Genomic DNA, 16275 nt, shown 5'->3' on the forward strand with positions numbered 1-16275 from the left:
TACGCCATGTTAGTTAAACTTAAGTCTTTTTATCGCACGTTTTTTCCAGCTCGACAGCTGCTGATCCGTCAAAACGGCGAAGTAAAACACCTTATATTAGCACCTTGGGTACAATTAACGACTTTACTCGTCGTTTTAACCGCTCTTGTTTGGTTGAGCGTGTCAACATTACAAATCATTTCGCAAGCTGACAAAATGTCTCAAATAGAGCAAACCCAGCTTAGCAAACAACAAGAATGGCAAAAGCAATACCAACAACAGCAAGCCATTTACACAAAACAACTTGAACAATTGGCGGTGTTAGAGCAAAAACAAGCTTTACTGCAAAGCATGATTGAGTCTTTACCTGAGTCAATGAACAAACCAGCATTAAATAATGAGGCTGAACCTATCCTACTGCCGATTCAAGAGAACGCAGACGAGTTTCATGCCCCATTAGAAGACGAGCAACTACCTGCACAGGCAAAACAATACGAAAGCGCCTCAATGCGCATTACACGCCTTAATAAGAGCTATGACTACACCTTCAATTTTTTAGATCAGCAAATTAAGCAACGCCACGAAGAGATTATCGCAATGCTTGAAGGGGCAGGATTAGACAGCGCACTTGCTCGCAGTTCTGTAGCTGAAGATACCGACACTGCACAAGGGGGTCCGTTAGACTTATTTGATGAGTCTAAAATACCCAGTCAATTTTTGGCCATTGCAGACAAACTCTTGGCATTAAACAATTTAGAAAATTTATTAAGTGAACTACCGCAAACACTGCCTGCAGCCGATTACTATATTTCAAGCAGTTACGGTTTACGTAAAGATCCAATGAATGGCCGTCGCGCTTTTCACAAAGGAGTAGACCTGGCAGGTTGGCACAAAACAGAAATTTTTGCGCCTGCTGATGGCACCGTACTTCGCGCAGGTCGCAATGGCGGCTATGGTAATTTTATCGAGCTACAACATAAAAATGGCTTCGTAACACGCTTTGGTCACTTAAATAAAATTAAGGTGAAAAAAGGCCAAACAGTCACTAAAGACGATGTAATTGGTTTAATGGGTAGCACTGGTCGAAGCACCAGCACGCACCTACATTACGAAGTTTTAGTGAATGGTAAACATGTCAATCCAGTTAAAATAACAAAGGCGCTTTCTCGTGTTCGGTAAGAAAAAAAAAGCAGCAACCAGCAGTAGCTCATCTTTAAAAAGAACCAACCACACTCCCTCTATCATTGCAGAAGATATGCGTTTGACGGGCTCACTCACCAGCCAAGGTGAAGTTCAACTTGATGGTCGCATTGAAGGTGATTTGCGTGTAAAGCATTTAGTGATTGGCCTAACCGGTATGATTGAAGGCATGATCGAAGCTGATAGCGTGGTCGTTAAAGGTAAAATTATTGGTTCGTTGATTGCAAACAAAGTGATGATTGAAAGTAGTGCCGAAGTGCATGGTGATGTCTTTCACGACACTTTAAGCATTGAAGCAGGCGCAATGATAGAAGGCAGCCTAAAACATCGACACGAAGAAGACAACGTTGCCCCTATTAAACCTGAAGCAGGCGAAGAAAGTACATCCTCGCTGCTAGTCGATGATGACAACGACTTGTCATTTGTTAATAAACAAGCCGCTGACAAGTCTTAACGCTTTTTAGCCGTTATATACATTGTAATGTCTGCGGTGAATACCAATTCATCGCGGCTGTTATACACCTTAACGGGTACAACTAAATCTTCTTTATCTAGCCATTGCCTAGGGAAATCTATCTCAGCCACTGCGCGCATATCACTATCCACTTTTGCTAAATAATTAACCGTCATACTTTTTGGGATCCAACGGTGCGTTTTAGCAGGTACGGTGGCATCAACCATTAGCCCTGCACATAATTCAGCAATATTACACTGAGCAATGGCATGTATCGTACCAATATGATTATGTATCGCACGGCGATTTTTAACCGTTGCACTGCAATAGCCCAATTTCAATTCATTGACGACAGGCTTTATTGAAGCAAAGTAAGGCGCTTTAAAACACACGGCTTTACTAAAAAGCCATTTTCCTTTTGGCAAAGACTGGCACTTCGACCAAATTTTTAACAGATTCGATTGTGAGCTCACGACATCTATCCAATTTTTTTATTAGAAATAAAAACTAACACATCAGACCAGATAGCGAAATGAAAATTTAAAGTAACCATTACTCGCGCAAACGAATGACAACGTATGTATCACACAATAACCCGCATCAACGCTTTTCTTTTCTTTAAGGGGCACATAAAATACCGTTTTAAGGAGAGCGAATGCAGTCACGCCAGCACAAAAACCCCAGTTTACTATTCATCTTAGGCCTTCTGGTTATCTTTAGCCCGTTAGCTATTGATATTTATTTACCGGCTTTTCCAACTATTGCAGACCAGTTTCATGCATCGGAGAAACAAGTACAACAAACCGTCGCAATTTTTATGCTGACCGTAGGACTTGGGCAGTTAATTGCAGGTCCTTTAGCAGATAAGTTTGGCCGTAAACCTGTCGCCATTGCAGGAGTAACTTTATATGGTTTGGCTGCGTATGGCGCTTACCTATCTCCTGACTTTACCAGCCTTATGTTTGCAAGAGCACTGCAAGGCTTGGGCGCCTGTGCAACCTTTGTCGTAGCATTTGCCATAGTTAGAGACAGATTTGGCAGTGAGCGCAGCGGTCAGATAATTACTTACCTCAATGGTATCGTGTGTTTTATCCCTGCCCTCGCCCCTATTTTAGGTGCGTGGTTAACGGTGCAATTTGGCTGGCGTATGAACTTTTTATTTATGGCTGCCTTTGCCCTCGCAGGCTTACTTATTACGCTAATACTTTATAAAGAAACACGCCCTGCCGACAGTGTATACAGCGGTCACATTCTTGATTTACGGCGCTTTATTCCCATAATCAGCACCCCTCTGTTTTTATTTCATAGCTTAATTTGTTTAGTGACTATGTCAGCAATTTTGGTGTTTGTGACCTTAGCACCCGGCTGGCTTATTACTGAATTAGGCGGTAGCGTCAGCGATTTTACTTTTTGGTTTACCTGTAACGCCGTGCTTAGCATTCTAGCTAGTTTCATAATGCCTCTGTATATAAAGCGACAACCTAAACGCGCATTAAAAATTGGCCTTATGTTATTAGTGCTCTCTGGCGGTTTAATGCTCATTTTAAGCCAGCAGCGTAGCGCTATTGCCCTCATGTTCCCCATGTTTATAGCTGCATTTGGCTTTGCATTAACTTTAGGGTCATCAGCCGGTAGAGCGTTAAGCTTATACCCAAAACAAGCGGGGACTGCATCTGCACTTATTGGTTTAATGCAAATGAGTGGCGCAAGTTTACTGGTGTTTATAACACAGTATTTAAACTTAGTTACGCCCGTTTTAATTGGTGTGCACTTCTTAATGCTTATACCTTTTGCTTATTTACTCTTAAAACACAAACACTTGTCATAGAGTTTAGTTCACATTCGTTACCAAATACGGGTAAATGAGAATAGTTATATTCTATTTACCCGTTTAGACTTCTCAATATAACATTAGATTATAAAAGACCTGTTTCTAGAATTTTTTGTTCCGTTTTTATGGATAATTTTACTTGTACCCACGGTTTTATTAAATTATTGTTTAATTAAGTTAACATTTAGTTAACTCAATAACACGTTTGGGATACGAAATATGAAAAAGAATAAATTAGCTTTAGCGTTAATCATCAGTGGTCTGTGCGCAGCAGGAACTGCACACGCAGCAAACGACCGTTATATCATCCAAGTAGACAACAATAAAAAAGGCGTGGTGAAAGCCCTTGCTAAAAAACTGGGTGGTGATATCAAAGTTGATGGTAATGGCTTTATTGCAGCACAATTTACTGGTCACGATTTAGCAAGCGTTAAAGGCTTACTTAATAACCCACATATTAAACTCATTGAAGAAGATCATAAACGTGTACCCATGGCGGTATACAATGATGATGCTGGCAATGCAATGCAGCAACAGTTAACTCCCTATGCAGTTTATCAGTCACAAGCTGATCAAGTAACATTTGATGCCAATGCCGGTATGAAAGTGTGTGTCATTGACTCAGGCCTTGATGCATCAAACCCTGATTTTGTGTGGGGTAATATCACAGGTGATAACGATAGTGGCACAGGCAACTGGTTTGACAACGGCGGTCCTCACGGTACTCACGTAGCAGGCACTATTGGTGCTGCTGACAACAACCTAGGTGTTGTTGGTATGGCTCCGGGTGTTGCTATGCACATCATCAAAGTATTTAACGCTGAGGGATGGGGTTACTCGTCTGATCTAGCTCATGCAGCTGATTTATGTTCTCAAGCAGGCGCTAATATTATCAGTATGAGCCTTGGCGGTGGTGGCTCAAACAGCACAGAATCAAATGCATTCGCAAACTTCACAAACGCTGGCGGCCTTGTTGTAGCAGCAGCGGGTAATGATGGAAACAGTGTTCGTTCATACCCTGCTGGTTACCCATCAGTAATGATGGTAGGTGCAAACGATGCAAACAATCAAATTGCTGATTTCTCACAATTCCCAAGCTGTACGTCGGGCCGTGGTAAAAATGTAACGACTGACGAAACAATCTGTGTAGAAGTCACTGCGGGTGGTGTTGATACCTTATCTACATACCCTGCTGGCATGGCAACGGCTGCAAGCTTAACCGCGGATAATACCGGCTATGCTACATCTGCAATGGAAAACTCAGGAAATGCTGCGGGTACAGCTTATTATATGGGTACAGCAGAAAGCGTTGATACAGCGGCATCAGGCAAAGTATGTATGATTGACCGTGGTGTCATTTCGTTCTACGACAAAGTGGCAAACTGTGAAAACTCTGGCGGTATTGGTGCAGTTATCATCAATAACGAAGCGGGTATGTTATACGGTACGTTAGGCGATACAAACAACACAAGCATTCCAGCCGTAGGCGCAGCACTTGAAGACCGTGCAGCTTTACTTGCAAGCACGAACATTAGCATTAACATTGGTACTAGCGATTACGGCTACATGAGCGGCACTTCAATGGCAACCCCTGCAGTTTCAGGTGTGGCAGCGCTGGTTTGGTCAAATCATCCACAATGTACTGGTACTGAAATCCGTGCTGCACTTAAAGCAACAGCCGAAGACCAAGGCGCTGCGGGTCACGACGTTTACTTCGGCCACGGTATTGTTAAAGCGGCTGCGGCTGATGCTTACCTAACAGTTAATGGCTGTGCGGGTGGTAATAACGGTGGCGGTACGACACCGGGTGGTGATGAAATTAGCTTATCAACATCAGGTTATAAATCAAAAGGTGTTGCGTATGTTGATCTTAGCTGGAATGGCGCAGCAACCAGTAATGTAGATATTTACCGTAACGGCAGCAAAGTAACGTCTGTAGCAAATAACAACAGTTACACAGACACAATTACAGCGAAAGGCGGCGGTTCTTACACTTATCAAGTATGTGAAGCACAAAGCACAACTGTTTGCTCAAACAATAGCACAGTCGCGTTCTAATACTTTCCCCAACCTCGATGAGCGGGCAACATTGCCCGCTTTTTCTTTTCTTGAAAACTTGTTAACATCAAGCACCTAGCTTTATTCACCTGTGCCAATGATCAATCCTGAGTTTTTACTGTCGTTTTTAGGCGCCAGTTTTTTAATCGCTATTGCCCCCGGTCCTTCTAACGCTTTTTTAATGGCACAAACCTTTGCAAATGGAAGAGCGGCAGGCTTGCAAAGCGCATTTGGTTTTGCGTTAGGCGGGGTTGTGCATACCTTTTTTGCTGTTATAGGTTTAACCGCTATTTTAAAAGCCTCTACAGTTGCTTATACCACGGTTCAATATTTAGGTGCTGCCTACCTGTGTTATTTAGGATTAACGACGTTAAAAGCAACGGTTAGTCAGCCTAATCCACAATGCGAAGATAAGCCCCATGTAAGCACCAGTAAAAAACAGAATGTCATGTTTCAAGCCATGATGACCGAAGTGCTTAACCCAAAAGTTGCGTTGTTTTTTATTGCTTTTATACCGCAGTTTGTCGACCCAAGCTTATCGTCAACCACATTTCAGTTAGCATTTTTTGGATTACTCTATCCTCTTTTTGCTTTTCCTATCGACTGCACGTATATTTATTTCGGCGATAAGATAGCCAGTTACTTTCGTGATCACCCGCAAACCCAACTTTGGATTGATAGAATCACAGGACTGGTCTTTATTGCACTGGCAATTAACCTTCTAATATAAGAGCACTTATGGAACAAAAACAACAAGCCTTACCCGCCAAAAAAAATATTGCCCTTGTTGCCCATGATGGTAAAAAAGCAGCACTGAAAGCATGGTGTGAAAAACACAAAGCGATATTAAGTAAACACACTTTATATGGCACAGGCACAACAGGCCATTTAATAGAGCGTACAACAGGTCTTGAGGTTATTAAGCTGTTAAGTGGCCCAATGGGTGGAGATCAGCAACTAGGGGCTAAAATCGCTGAACACGAAGTGCATATGCTGGTATTTTTCTGGGATCCACTGGCTTCTCAACCTCACGACCCCGATGTAAAGGCGTTACTGCGTTTAGCTGCAGTGTGGAACATACCTGTAGCGTGTAATGAAGTCAGTGCAGATATGCTCTTAAGCTCACCAATGATGGAAAGTGAGCTTAATCGTACGCTACCTGATTACGAGAAGTACTTAGCTACGCGCCAAGTAGCATTGTAATTTTTATCAATGAGCACATTTAGCGATAAAGCGTATGTGCCCATTTAGTTAATCCGGCTGTTACGCTGCCAAAATGGTCACCATTGAGCATATCAATATTTCCCAGATGTGTTTTTAACGCTGCTTTAATTAATGGCGACTGGGCACTGCCTCCCGTTAAATAAATTACGTCGGGTGAAGTGCCGGCCTCTTGTATCGCCTGTTTAGCCAGTGCCACAATTTGGTTTATTGAATCTTCTACCGCTAAAGCTAAATCATTGAGCGTTAAACATTGACTCAACTCTGAATCTAAAAAGCTTAAATCAGTATTGAATGTGTCTGTTGATGAAAGTGCTATTTTTGCAGCCTCACCTTGCTGGACCAACTGGTGACCTTGCTTATTTTGCTGTAAATGAATTAAGCGCTTAAATAAATCAGGTTGCTGCACTTCGCGCAATTGCGTAACAAGTTCTCGATGATGAGCGTCACTATAAAATTGGCTTTGCAGGTTCACATCATTAATTTTGCACGCTTGCCAAAATGGCTGATTTGGTAAAGGTAAGCCTGACTTAAACTCAGTGCCTAAGCCTAATAATGGCATTAAGCCATGAAAGCTCAGGGCGATGTCTAAGTCATTGCCCCCTACTCGTTTACCACTGTGTGCTAAAAAGTCATTGTCGCGACATTGATTTTGACGAAAGCCTGGACCCATCTGCACAAATGAGCAATCACTGGTGCCCCCACCAATATCAACTACCAGTACTTTTTTATCAGCCTGTAGCGACGTTTCATAATCAATCCCCGCAGCCAGTGGCTCATATAGAAATGATACCTCTTTAAAACCCGCACGTTTTGCTGCTCGTTCTAAAATTCCCAGTGCCTGTTGGTTTGACTCTTCTCCGCCCACTGACTGAAAGTTTACAGGCCGACCAATCACTGTTTCAGTTAAGTTTTGCTGTAAAGACTGCTCTGCACGTTGCTTAATTTTTAAGATCATCGCTGTGGCTATGTCTTCAAAAAAGTTAATTTGACCTTGCTTTAAGCCGACTGCGCCAAAAAATGACTTGGGTGATTTAACGAAATAACCTTCTTCTGGAAATTGAACATACTCGCTAATCGCTTCACGACCAATAAATAAGGTTTCATCGCCTGTTTGAATATCTAAATCAGACTTCACACGGGGTATGGTATTGAGTAGCGCTTGGCGCTGTGCCCTAAATTCAGCTTCTTGATCGCTCCCTGTCAAATGTTTCGCAACAAAATCAACAACAAGTGCACTATGGTGGGTATATAACGTTGATGGTAAATAGTGTTTGCCCTGCTCAAGCGGCACCAATGATACTTGCTGCTCATTATTCATCACACCTATTGCACAATTAGAGCTTCCGTAATCAAAGCCTGCAAACATTCTATCACCTATACATCAACAAAAAGGCCGCGAAATTTACCATAGTCGCGGCCATTTTTGAATGCTTAAACGTTACAGCGGTACTCGCTCATGTAAAAAGCTCGCGAAACGTGGCAAACCATTTTTAGTAAATCCATGATATTTATAAGTAATGGTGCTACCTATCGCAGGAGGAAATTGCCGTTGCTTATCAGAAAACCCCGAACCTATTTTAAATTCAACACCCTCGGCATTGCGCACCTTAAGTGCACCTAACATATTTTTATACTTACCTTTGCCAGGAAAGTGAGCAATCACGACCGCTTCTGCATCAAGATAAGGCTTAAGCTTTAACAAAGCATCACTGCGACCCGCTTTATGTGTAGCTAAAGCAAGGTGCAACATTACGCCTTCAGCGCCCTTCGCAACAAGCTCATCCATAAATAAGCTTAGCTGATGGTTATCGGTAAACCGTCTTTGTTTGACTGCTCTGATATGCTCTGCGTTAATTTGCGTTACTAAGCCTGCGTAATTCTCATACCGCTGACTAAATGGCAACGTAGCATCAGGCATATCAAATACCTGATAACTTACTGTGTGCCACTCGCTATCGTTCGGTTGATGTGTGCGAACAATCCCGCTAAGGTTGGCAAAATCTTGGCGTTTCGTCCACAACTCACCATCGAGCCAAACATCAGGCAATGGGGCTGTAAACCAAACGGGTGCATGGATGAGGTGACCATTACGAGTGACAAGTTTATTTCCTGTCCAAATGGCTCTTATACCGTCATACTTTTCGCTCACTAAGTAATCATTAATATTTACCTTGTCTGCATCATAAACATTAGCAAGGAGAACATCTGGGGTGACTGCTGCGGTGGATGAAAAACTGATAACGAGTAAAAACACGGACAGGTGTTTTTTAATAAAGGTAATCATAATTGCTTCCTTGCAGTAATTAATAACAACGTGACCATAATCGAGTAGTCACGTTTTCCTTTACTATAGTTTAGTTTGTACCCATTTGAAAACTTCTTGAAGATTTGCCATGACCGCGGCTGCTTTTGAAAAATCGTGTTCAACGGTAAAGTGATTAGGCACTGCAAACACACTAACATTAGCGTTATTTGCTGCTGTAACACCGGTAAATGTATCTTCAACAGCGATAGCCTCATCGGCATTAATATTCAGGCTTTTAAGGGCGAGTTGATAGGGTTCACCTGCAGGTTTAGGGTTTTTGACATCGTCTTTCGTGACAATACAATCAAACCAATCAAATATGCCATATCCCTTTAAAATCGGATACGCTTCATCTTTAGCACTTCCTGTTACTAAGGCCATTTTTAAACCACTTTCTTTAACTTGCTCAAGCACGTCTTTTGCGTGTGGCATTAAAGCCGGTAAGTTTGCACTCACAAAATGACCAAATGCAGTGTATTTCGCGTCTGTAAGCGCCTGAGGCGAAATAGTTAATTGATAGTTTTCAACCACTTCTTTCGCTGCCTCAAGGGTTGGCCTGCCCGAAAATCGCTGGCAAAAAGTGGCTTCATCATAGTGAACGCCAAACGGCGCTAAAATGTCATTCCAGATATTAAAATGCACACTTTCAGAGTCGACAAGTGTGCCATCCATATCAAACAATACTGCTTTTAAAGTCATCCTCATTCCTTTTACAGTCTAAAAGATAAAAGGTGCCATTTGGCACCTTCGATAAATATAATATGTTACTCAGTTAAACCCGCAGGTGGCTCTGCAAAAGCCTCTTCACCCGTTTCAACATCAACCAACTCATAGCCACGCTGCTTTCTAACCACTTTCAATATAGGTTTTGAAAAAGCGGTTTTTAAACGATCTGCATCGGCTTCTAGTTCTTCAACAGTATGACCAAACGGTGCGGCACCTGTTTCAGACCAATTGGTCACTTTGCCATTGAGATTATATTCAACTTCGTGAATTTGATATTGTGCAGCCTCATCTTTAGTCGCTTCACAAAAAATGACACGGTAATTCCAAAATCCAGCCATGATAGTTCTCTTATAAATTAAGTTATAACCCGTACTTTATCAGTAACAAGAAGGTTTATAAACGAAAAAACCCGCTATAAAGCGGGTTTTAAAAACGTAACGTTTAAGGTTAGAAGAACTTAACCTTAAACTCTACACCAACAAAGCGGCCTTCATTAACCATTGCTGTGTTGTTGTTGAAGTCGATTGCACCAATTGCTTGTTGCTCGTCAAATAAGTTACGTGCAAATACAGCAGCTTCATACTCATAGTCACCTTCTGACCATGCATAACCACTACGTAAACCCACTTCTGTTAATGACTTGCCTTCAAACTCAACTGACTCATATAAGAAGTAGTTGATTTCGCTACGGTAAGACACGTCAGCATAGGTGAAGAATTCACCGCCAGCGAGTTCTTTACTGTAACGTAGTGTAAGGTTTGAAATCCACTCAGGTGCATGTGGTAAGCTGTTTCCATCAATAAACGCTTTGCCATCAACAACCGGGTCGGTAATTGTTAAACTTGGACGCTGTGGAACCGCAATAGATACGTTTTTGTCTTTAAGTTCAGTGTTATTATAACTTAAGTTAAATGTTGCGTTTAACTCATCAGTTAACATCCACTCTGTGTCTAGCTCAAAACCATAACCAGTTGTTTTATCAGCATTAAGTAAGCGAGTTGTGTTCGCTGTACCACCAACAGCAGTTAACTGCTGGTCGTCCATATTAAAATAGAACACGGTCGCATTAACACGGCCACGGCCGTCTAATACATCTGATTTAACACCCATTTCATAAGATGTCACGGTTTCTGAATCCGCTTTGGTTACTTCGTCTGCAAAAGTAATACGGCCCTGAATACTAGGTGCACGGAATGTATTAGCAACACGCGCATATAGATTTACATCATCATTTAACTTGTAAGAAGCTGAAATATCCCAACTGATATGATCATCACTCGCATCTTCTGTACGCGTTATATCAGTTTGGCACTGCATTAAGTCGTTGTTACATTCGTTTAAATCAGCTGGTACAATTTTACGGACCGCAACAAAGTCTTTATCGTCATCTGAGTAGCGAAGGCCCGCTGTTAGCTTTAAATCGTCGGTTAAAGTGTAATCGACCGTACCAAATACAGCCCAAGCTTTAGTATCTTGCTGCTGATTAACATAGCCATTCAATGCACCACCAGCCAAAGTATTATAACCAAAGTTATCAATGCTTACTGACTCGTCGAAGTAGAATAAGCCCGTTTGATAGTTAAAATCACCGACAAAATTACTCGAGATACGAAGTTCTTGTGTGTATTGGTCATGCTTTGGTAAACCACTTTCACTTTCTGAAGGGAAAGGAATAATACCAGGACCTTGGTAGTCGCCTAAGAATGCTGCGCCATAGCCACCATCAATATCACCACGAGAGTTAACTTTTGCACTTTCCCAGCCTGTGATTGAAGTAATCGTATGGGCTTCAAGATCATACTCAAGTTTTAAGCTTACACCTTCAGCATCTACTCTTTGGAATTCACGTGCAGCGGCATCATGATAGACCACATCGTCTTTAAAGCCATCGACTAAGTCGTTTGAACCCGCTTTGATGGCATTCGCACGGAATGGAATTGGAGTACCTTCCATGTTACGAACGTGGTAATTAAGTAATGCTGAAAAATCGTCTTTTTCATACAAGAACTGTATACGAGCAGCTCTATCGGTATAGCCACCTAGTATGTCATCTTGTTCAAAACCTGGGGCGCGATTATCAATATAATCATCTTTATCTTGCCATAAAACAGAAACACGAGCTGATAAATTATCTGTCAGGCCACCACCAACAGCACCTCTAAAGTCAATCGCATTATTAGTACCGTAAGAAACTGAGCTAAACCCGTCAAACTCTTGACTTGGTTTTACTGTGTCAAACTTGACAAGACCGGCTGGCGTGTTGCGACCGAACAACGTACCTTGTGGACCACGAAGTACTTCTACACGTGCCACGTCAAATACAGGAAAGCCTTTTAAGATTGCGTTTTCTTGAACGACATCATCAACAACAAGCGATACCGGTTGTGAAGCATTTAAATCGAAGTCAGTGTTACCTAGACCACGAACATAAAAGCGAGGGAATGTACGACCATACGAAGATTCAATTGATAAGCTTGGAATTTTCGCATTCATAAAACGAATATCCATACCAGCTGAACTATAAGCATCAAGCTTATCACCCTGTAGAGCCGAAACAGCAACAGGTACTTCCTGTGCGTTCTCTACACGCTTACGCGCGGTGATTTGAATGACTTCTAATTGGTTGGTTTTTTCAGCAGTGGCTTCTTCTGCAATAGAAGAAAATGAAGTACCTGCTACTGCAGAGAACAACGTTGCATTAATTAGGGTTGCTAACGTAGATCTTTTCATTGCTTTCATGTCGGGTTTTAACCTTTTTAATGCACTCTTATTCAACGGTGATGATGTTGCGTCAATTCATTTGACGGGTTCGGCCAATTTTTCGCGCCTTGTAATAAGCTGCGCGGACCTCTTAATCGAGAGTGCAAAACGAGGTAAAGAGGCTGAACGAACGCTGACGATTATAACACTTCATAACGCTTTTACTGCATTAAAAATGATAAATAAACAAGTTTTTTACAACAGTTAGCGACAACATCGACACATTTAGAGGATTTTATGCAAATATTTTTTATTTTAGCGGACATATGTCCTGTTCAATTAAATACAAGAATGTGTATACATTATGCACAAATGATAACGACTGTCATTTAAGCGTTCATTGTCACTAATCGGTTACTCGCGCAAATTCTGGGTTAGCAAGCTCACAATGATGCTCGTTCAACAACCCCAAAATAGCCAAGTTCAACTCCTCAATTACTTCCATATAAAATGCAAAATCAACAGGCTCTACGTAGCTTAGTACATCAACTTGCAAAGCCCAAGGTGTAAAGCCTTTAAAGCGTACCCGACATGGCTCAAACGCTATGTGTTGATGTTTCTCTAATAACTCTCTCACTGCCTGCATGAAGCTTTCTAAGTTCTGCTTGGGTGTGTTTGCACTAAGCATCAGCTTTGGCCGATACGAAATACGCTCTCGCTCAGAAATATTTTCCAGTTGCATATCAACAAATTTAGCATTGGCCACATAGATAACAGAGCGGTCTAATGTACGAATACGCGTGGCTCTAAGCCCTATCTCTTCAATTGTTCCAAGGTGGCTGCCAAATTTACATAAGCTACCAATTTTGACCGGTGCCGAGATATATAAGGTGATTGCGCCTATAATATTTTCGACCGTTTTTTGTGCTGCAAGCGCAATTGCTAAGCCACCTATCCCTAAACCAGCCAATAACGTCGTCGCATTAAACCCCAAATTCTCAAACCACATAAACAGCACAATAATGACGATGCTGGTTTTAAGTACATTGCTTACAGGACGTAATAAAAACACTCCCTGTGGTTTATCTTGCATAATGAAGCGATTACTTAGCCTATGCTTGGCGATATCAACCGCTCTTAAGCATACCCATGCCCAAGCTATTAATAACACCGTTGCGCCATGAAATAGAGCCAGTACGGCAATGGTCACATTAGATTGATCACTTAACGATCGCGACATTAATACGGCCAGTAATAAACAAACAGGCCCGTTAATAAACCGTACGACATCTTTTTCGACTGGAACCTTTAAATGCGCAAGCACAAAGGTCACTATGCGCGTTAAAATGACTGCAACCACTAAAAATAACAAAAATGTGAATGCAAAATAAATCCACTGCCAGAGCATTACCCCTAAAAACTCGACATCAGGCAAGCGCTTATATAACCATTCACCCACTCGATTATATCCATACTCTTTCGTCAGTAAGGGAATTTGACTTACCGTTGCATTTGAAATTTTCCAAATACGGTTGCCTGTTTTTTCATCTGGCACGATTTGCAATAAAATTTGCACCTTGCCCTGTGATGTCGAGATCTCTCCCACTAAGTCACGATAACTCGGCACACTTTCATTTTGCTTTCCTTTTGGCTTATTACTTAAGCTATCAACATCAACCCATAAGGTTCGGTCGAGGACCACAGATAAGTTTTCGGCAAGTTGTGCCTTACCAATAGCTTCAACATCTTTCGGCAGGTTACGATAATCGAGGTAAAAACTGGCACGTTCAAAGTCACGGGCACGGGTTGCTTTTAAATAGCCTTGCATTGAACTTCGCGGGGTCATCCGAGAAAAGGCATCGAACGGTAATTCATCAGTCGGTTCAACTAACTTAGAATCAGGTTGTGAGGTAACGGCTTGTTGGGTTTGGTTCTCGGGTTTTGTTTCGGTGTGCTCTTCTTTATTGTCTTTATCGATAAGCGACTTAACGGTCACTTCGGGAGTTGTCGTTGCAGTCACAGGCTGCGAAAACAGTACCATGCAACACAGTAATAACCCAACTAGCTCTAGCGTAAACTTCTTAGCTATACTCTTCACACTTCTTTCCTTGTCCGAAAAACTTTAAACCATAGAAAAATTTATCTTTTTAAATTAGAGCATGCTTTCATTAACTGTACAAAAAATAATTAAATTTCTTTGCAAGCTGTATCTGAAATGTTAGTTATAGAGAGACTTAAGCAAAGGAAAATTATCATGCACATTTCAAATTCGCTGGTTCCACATTGGTCCTCCTTATTCATTCACGGTGTTATCGCTATTATTTTTGGTTTATGCGGCTGGCTTGCGCCTGAAGCATCCCTCGCCGTATTGATGTTTATTTTTGCTGCATACTTTTTTGTTGATGGCTCGATTAGAGCCTGGTTAGCGTTTGCTTCTAAAAAAGATAACCCGCTATGGTGGATGCTCCTCATAGGCGGTCTAATTTCTATTGCAGCAGCTTTAGTGACCTTATTTGCCCCCAATGTCACTGCGATTCTAATGCTTTATTTTATTGCAGCTTGGGCTATCGCTATTGGTGTCATTGAAATTGTCATTGCAAGTAAGCTACGTAAAGAAATAAGCAATGAATGGCTTTTGATTGGCAGTGGGGTTATCTCAATTGTTTTTGGTGGCTACCTTATGTTTAATCCGGGTGCCGGTATCATTACATTACTATGGCTCGTTGCTAGCTATGCGATTGTGTTTGGACTCATCATGGTGCTTCTGTCGTTTAAACTTAAAAAACTGCATGAGGCAACGTAAAAAAAGCGGCAAATGCCGCTTTTCTTATTGTTATTTTGAATGTGTTCTTTTCAAGGCTATCTGCCCATCAATATGAATATCGCGCTGTGGGAAAGCTATCGTTACATTATGCTCAGCAAAAATTTTATAAATGCTAAAGCGTAATTCACTGCGTACCTGACGAAGCGGGGCTTCAGACTCAGCACACACCCAAAATATTGCACTAAACGTGAGTGAACTGTCAGCAAAGTCATCGAACAATACTGACGAGGCTGGTTTTTTTAAAATAGCAGGATGCTCATCTAGCACTTGCTTAATCAGCCTTTCAACTAACACCACATCAGAGCCATATGCAACACCCACGTTTACCGATGAACGCGCATTACGGTCAATCAACGTCCAGTTAGTGACTGTGTTTTCGAGCAATTGACTATTTGGTACCAACATATGCACGCCATCATTGCGACGAATACGAGTTGAACGTGTATTAATTGTCTCAACCACGCCTTTTGCATCACCCACCTCTAAGAAGTCACCGATTCTAATCGGGCGTTCCCACATGAGTATCCAGCCACTAATAAAGTTGTTAATGATATTTTGTGCACCAAAACCGACGCCAATTGCTATCGCACCAGAGACAAATGCAAATGCCGTTAACGGAATATTCAGTACCTCAAGTGAAGTAAACACAAGCACTGCGATGGTAACAACAAGGTAAATACGCGTGAATAAATGAACTGTGTCTGGCCCTAGGTTTTTTGCCAACAGTGCTTTTTTAATTAATCGACCTATCCATGTGACCACAAACCACATTAAAAACAGCACCAAAGGTACTTGAATAACTTTTAGCACAGTGATTTGTACATCGTTATATGTAAACAAAACAAACGATAATGCAGATTGCAAATCAGCAAGGGTCATAAATGAACATTCCTAGTAAAAAGTCGTGTTTGATTCAGTTGTCACTAAGTTTAACACGGCATAATAGATGAAATCTTAGTAAATTCTAAGATCTT

At 41.6% G+C, this 16275-nt stretch carries 15 protein-coding genes; 7 read left to right on the forward strand and 8 right to left on the reverse strand.

What is annotated here, in order from left to right; genetic code table 11:
- The first annotated feature begins 6 nt into the window (after positions 1-6).
- Both LPA49_RS02370 and LPA49_RS02375 read left to right on the forward strand, forming a co-directional pair.
- Entirely contained in the window at positions 7-1158 is a 1152-nt protein-coding gene (locus LPA49_RS02370) for a M23 family metallopeptidase (RefSeq protein WP_036969122.1), read from the forward strand.
- Positions 1148-1633, forward strand: a complete 486-nt coding sequence (locus tag LPA49_RS02375) for a polymer-forming cytoskeletal protein (RefSeq protein WP_074989562.1) — start codon at positions 1148-1150, stop codon at positions 1631-1633. The genes LPA49_RS02370 and LPA49_RS02375 overlap by 11 nt, the downstream gene beginning before the upstream one ends.
- Here the strand turns inward: LPA49_RS02375 and LPA49_RS02380 are convergent.
- A complete protein-coding gene (locus LPA49_RS02380) occupies positions 1630-2106 on the reverse strand; it encodes a hotdog fold domain-containing protein (RefSeq protein WP_036966946.1) in 477 nt (158 codons plus the stop codon). The two genes, LPA49_RS02375 and LPA49_RS02380, sit on opposite strands and share 4 nt — an antisense overlap.
- A gap of 182 nt (positions 2107-2288) precedes the next feature.
- Here LPA49_RS02380 and LPA49_RS02385 point away from each other — a divergent pair, with 182 nt between their 5' ends.
- From LPA49_RS02385 to LPA49_RS02400, 4 genes are all read left to right on the forward strand, one after another.
- The gene (locus LPA49_RS02385; RefSeq protein WP_036966943.1) at positions 2289-3461 is read left to right on the forward strand and encodes a multidrug effflux MFS transporter; all 1173 of its coding nucleotides are present in this window, start codon (positions 2289-2291) and stop codon (positions 3459-3461) included.
- A gap of 222 nt (positions 3462-3683) precedes the next feature.
- Entirely contained in the window at positions 3684-5522 is a 1839-nt protein-coding gene (locus LPA49_RS02390) for a S8 family serine peptidase (RefSeq protein ID WP_230235387.1), read from the forward strand.
- A 97-nt stretch (positions 5523-5619) separates the two neighbouring features.
- A complete protein-coding gene (locus tag LPA49_RS02395; RefSeq protein ID WP_036966939.1) occupies positions 5620-6252 on the forward strand; it encodes a LysE family translocator in 633 nt (210 codons plus the stop codon).
- Positions 6253-6260: 8 nt separating this feature from the next.
- The gene (locus LPA49_RS02400) at positions 6261-6725 is read left to right on the forward strand and encodes a methylglyoxal synthase (RefSeq protein ID WP_036966937.1); all 465 of its coding nucleotides are present in this window, start codon (positions 6261-6263) and stop codon (positions 6723-6725) included.
- Positions 6726-6744: 19 nt separating this feature from the next.
- Here LPA49_RS02400 and yegD read toward each other — a convergent pair whose 3' ends face one another.
- The 6 genes from yegD to LPA49_RS02430 form a co-directional block, all read right to left on the reverse strand.
- Positions 6745-8112 (reverse strand): molecular chaperone, encoded by a 1368-nt coding sequence (gene yegD / locus LPA49_RS02405; protein ID WP_065978847.1) that lies wholly within the window; start codon positions 8110-8112, stop codon positions 6745-6747.
- 72 nt (positions 8113-8184) lie between these two features.
- Entirely contained in the window at positions 8185-9030 is an 846-nt protein-coding gene (locus tag LPA49_RS02410) for a DNA ligase (protein WP_075593751.1), read from the reverse strand.
- Positions 9031-9093: 63 nt separating this feature from the next.
- Positions 9094-9750 (reverse strand): HAD family phosphatase, encoded by a 657-nt coding sequence (locus LPA49_RS02415; RefSeq protein WP_074989565.1) that lies wholly within the window; start codon positions 9748-9750, stop codon positions 9094-9096.
- Between the two features lie 65 nt (positions 9751-9815).
- The gene (locus tag LPA49_RS02420; protein WP_036966929.1) at positions 9816-10115 is read right to left on the reverse strand and encodes a hypothetical protein; all 300 of its coding nucleotides are present in this window, start codon (positions 10113-10115) and stop codon (positions 9816-9818) included.
- Between the two features lie 109 nt (positions 10116-10224).
- Positions 10225-12516, reverse strand: a complete 2292-nt coding sequence (locus LPA49_RS02425) for a TonB-dependent receptor (protein WP_036966926.1) — start codon at positions 12514-12516, stop codon at positions 10225-10227.
- Between the two features lie 367 nt (positions 12517-12883).
- On the reverse strand, positions 12884-14575 hold the full coding sequence (locus tag LPA49_RS02430) for a mechanosensitive ion channel domain-containing protein (RefSeq protein ID WP_230235388.1): 1692 nt from the start codon (positions 14573-14575) through the stop codon (positions 12884-12886).
- A gap of 156 nt (positions 14576-14731) precedes the next feature.
- Between LPA49_RS02430 and LPA49_RS02435 the strand changes: the two genes are divergently transcribed.
- Entirely contained in the window at positions 14732-15280 is a 549-nt protein-coding gene (locus tag LPA49_RS02435; protein WP_036966921.1) for an HdeD family acid-resistance protein, read from the forward strand.
- A 30-nt stretch (positions 15281-15310) separates the two neighbouring features.
- Here LPA49_RS02435 and LPA49_RS02440 read toward each other — a convergent pair whose 3' ends face one another.
- Positions 15311-16180 (reverse strand): mechanosensitive ion channel family protein, encoded by an 870-nt coding sequence (locus LPA49_RS02440; RefSeq protein ID WP_036966919.1) that lies wholly within the window; start codon positions 16178-16180, stop codon positions 15311-15313.
- Positions 16181-16275 lie beyond the last annotated feature (95 nt).

The organism is Pseudoalteromonas sp. MB41 (assembly GCF_020966275.1).
Taxonomy (GTDB): Bacteria; Pseudomonadota; Gammaproteobacteria; order Enterobacterales; family Alteromonadaceae; genus Pseudoalteromonas; species Pseudoalteromonas lipolytica.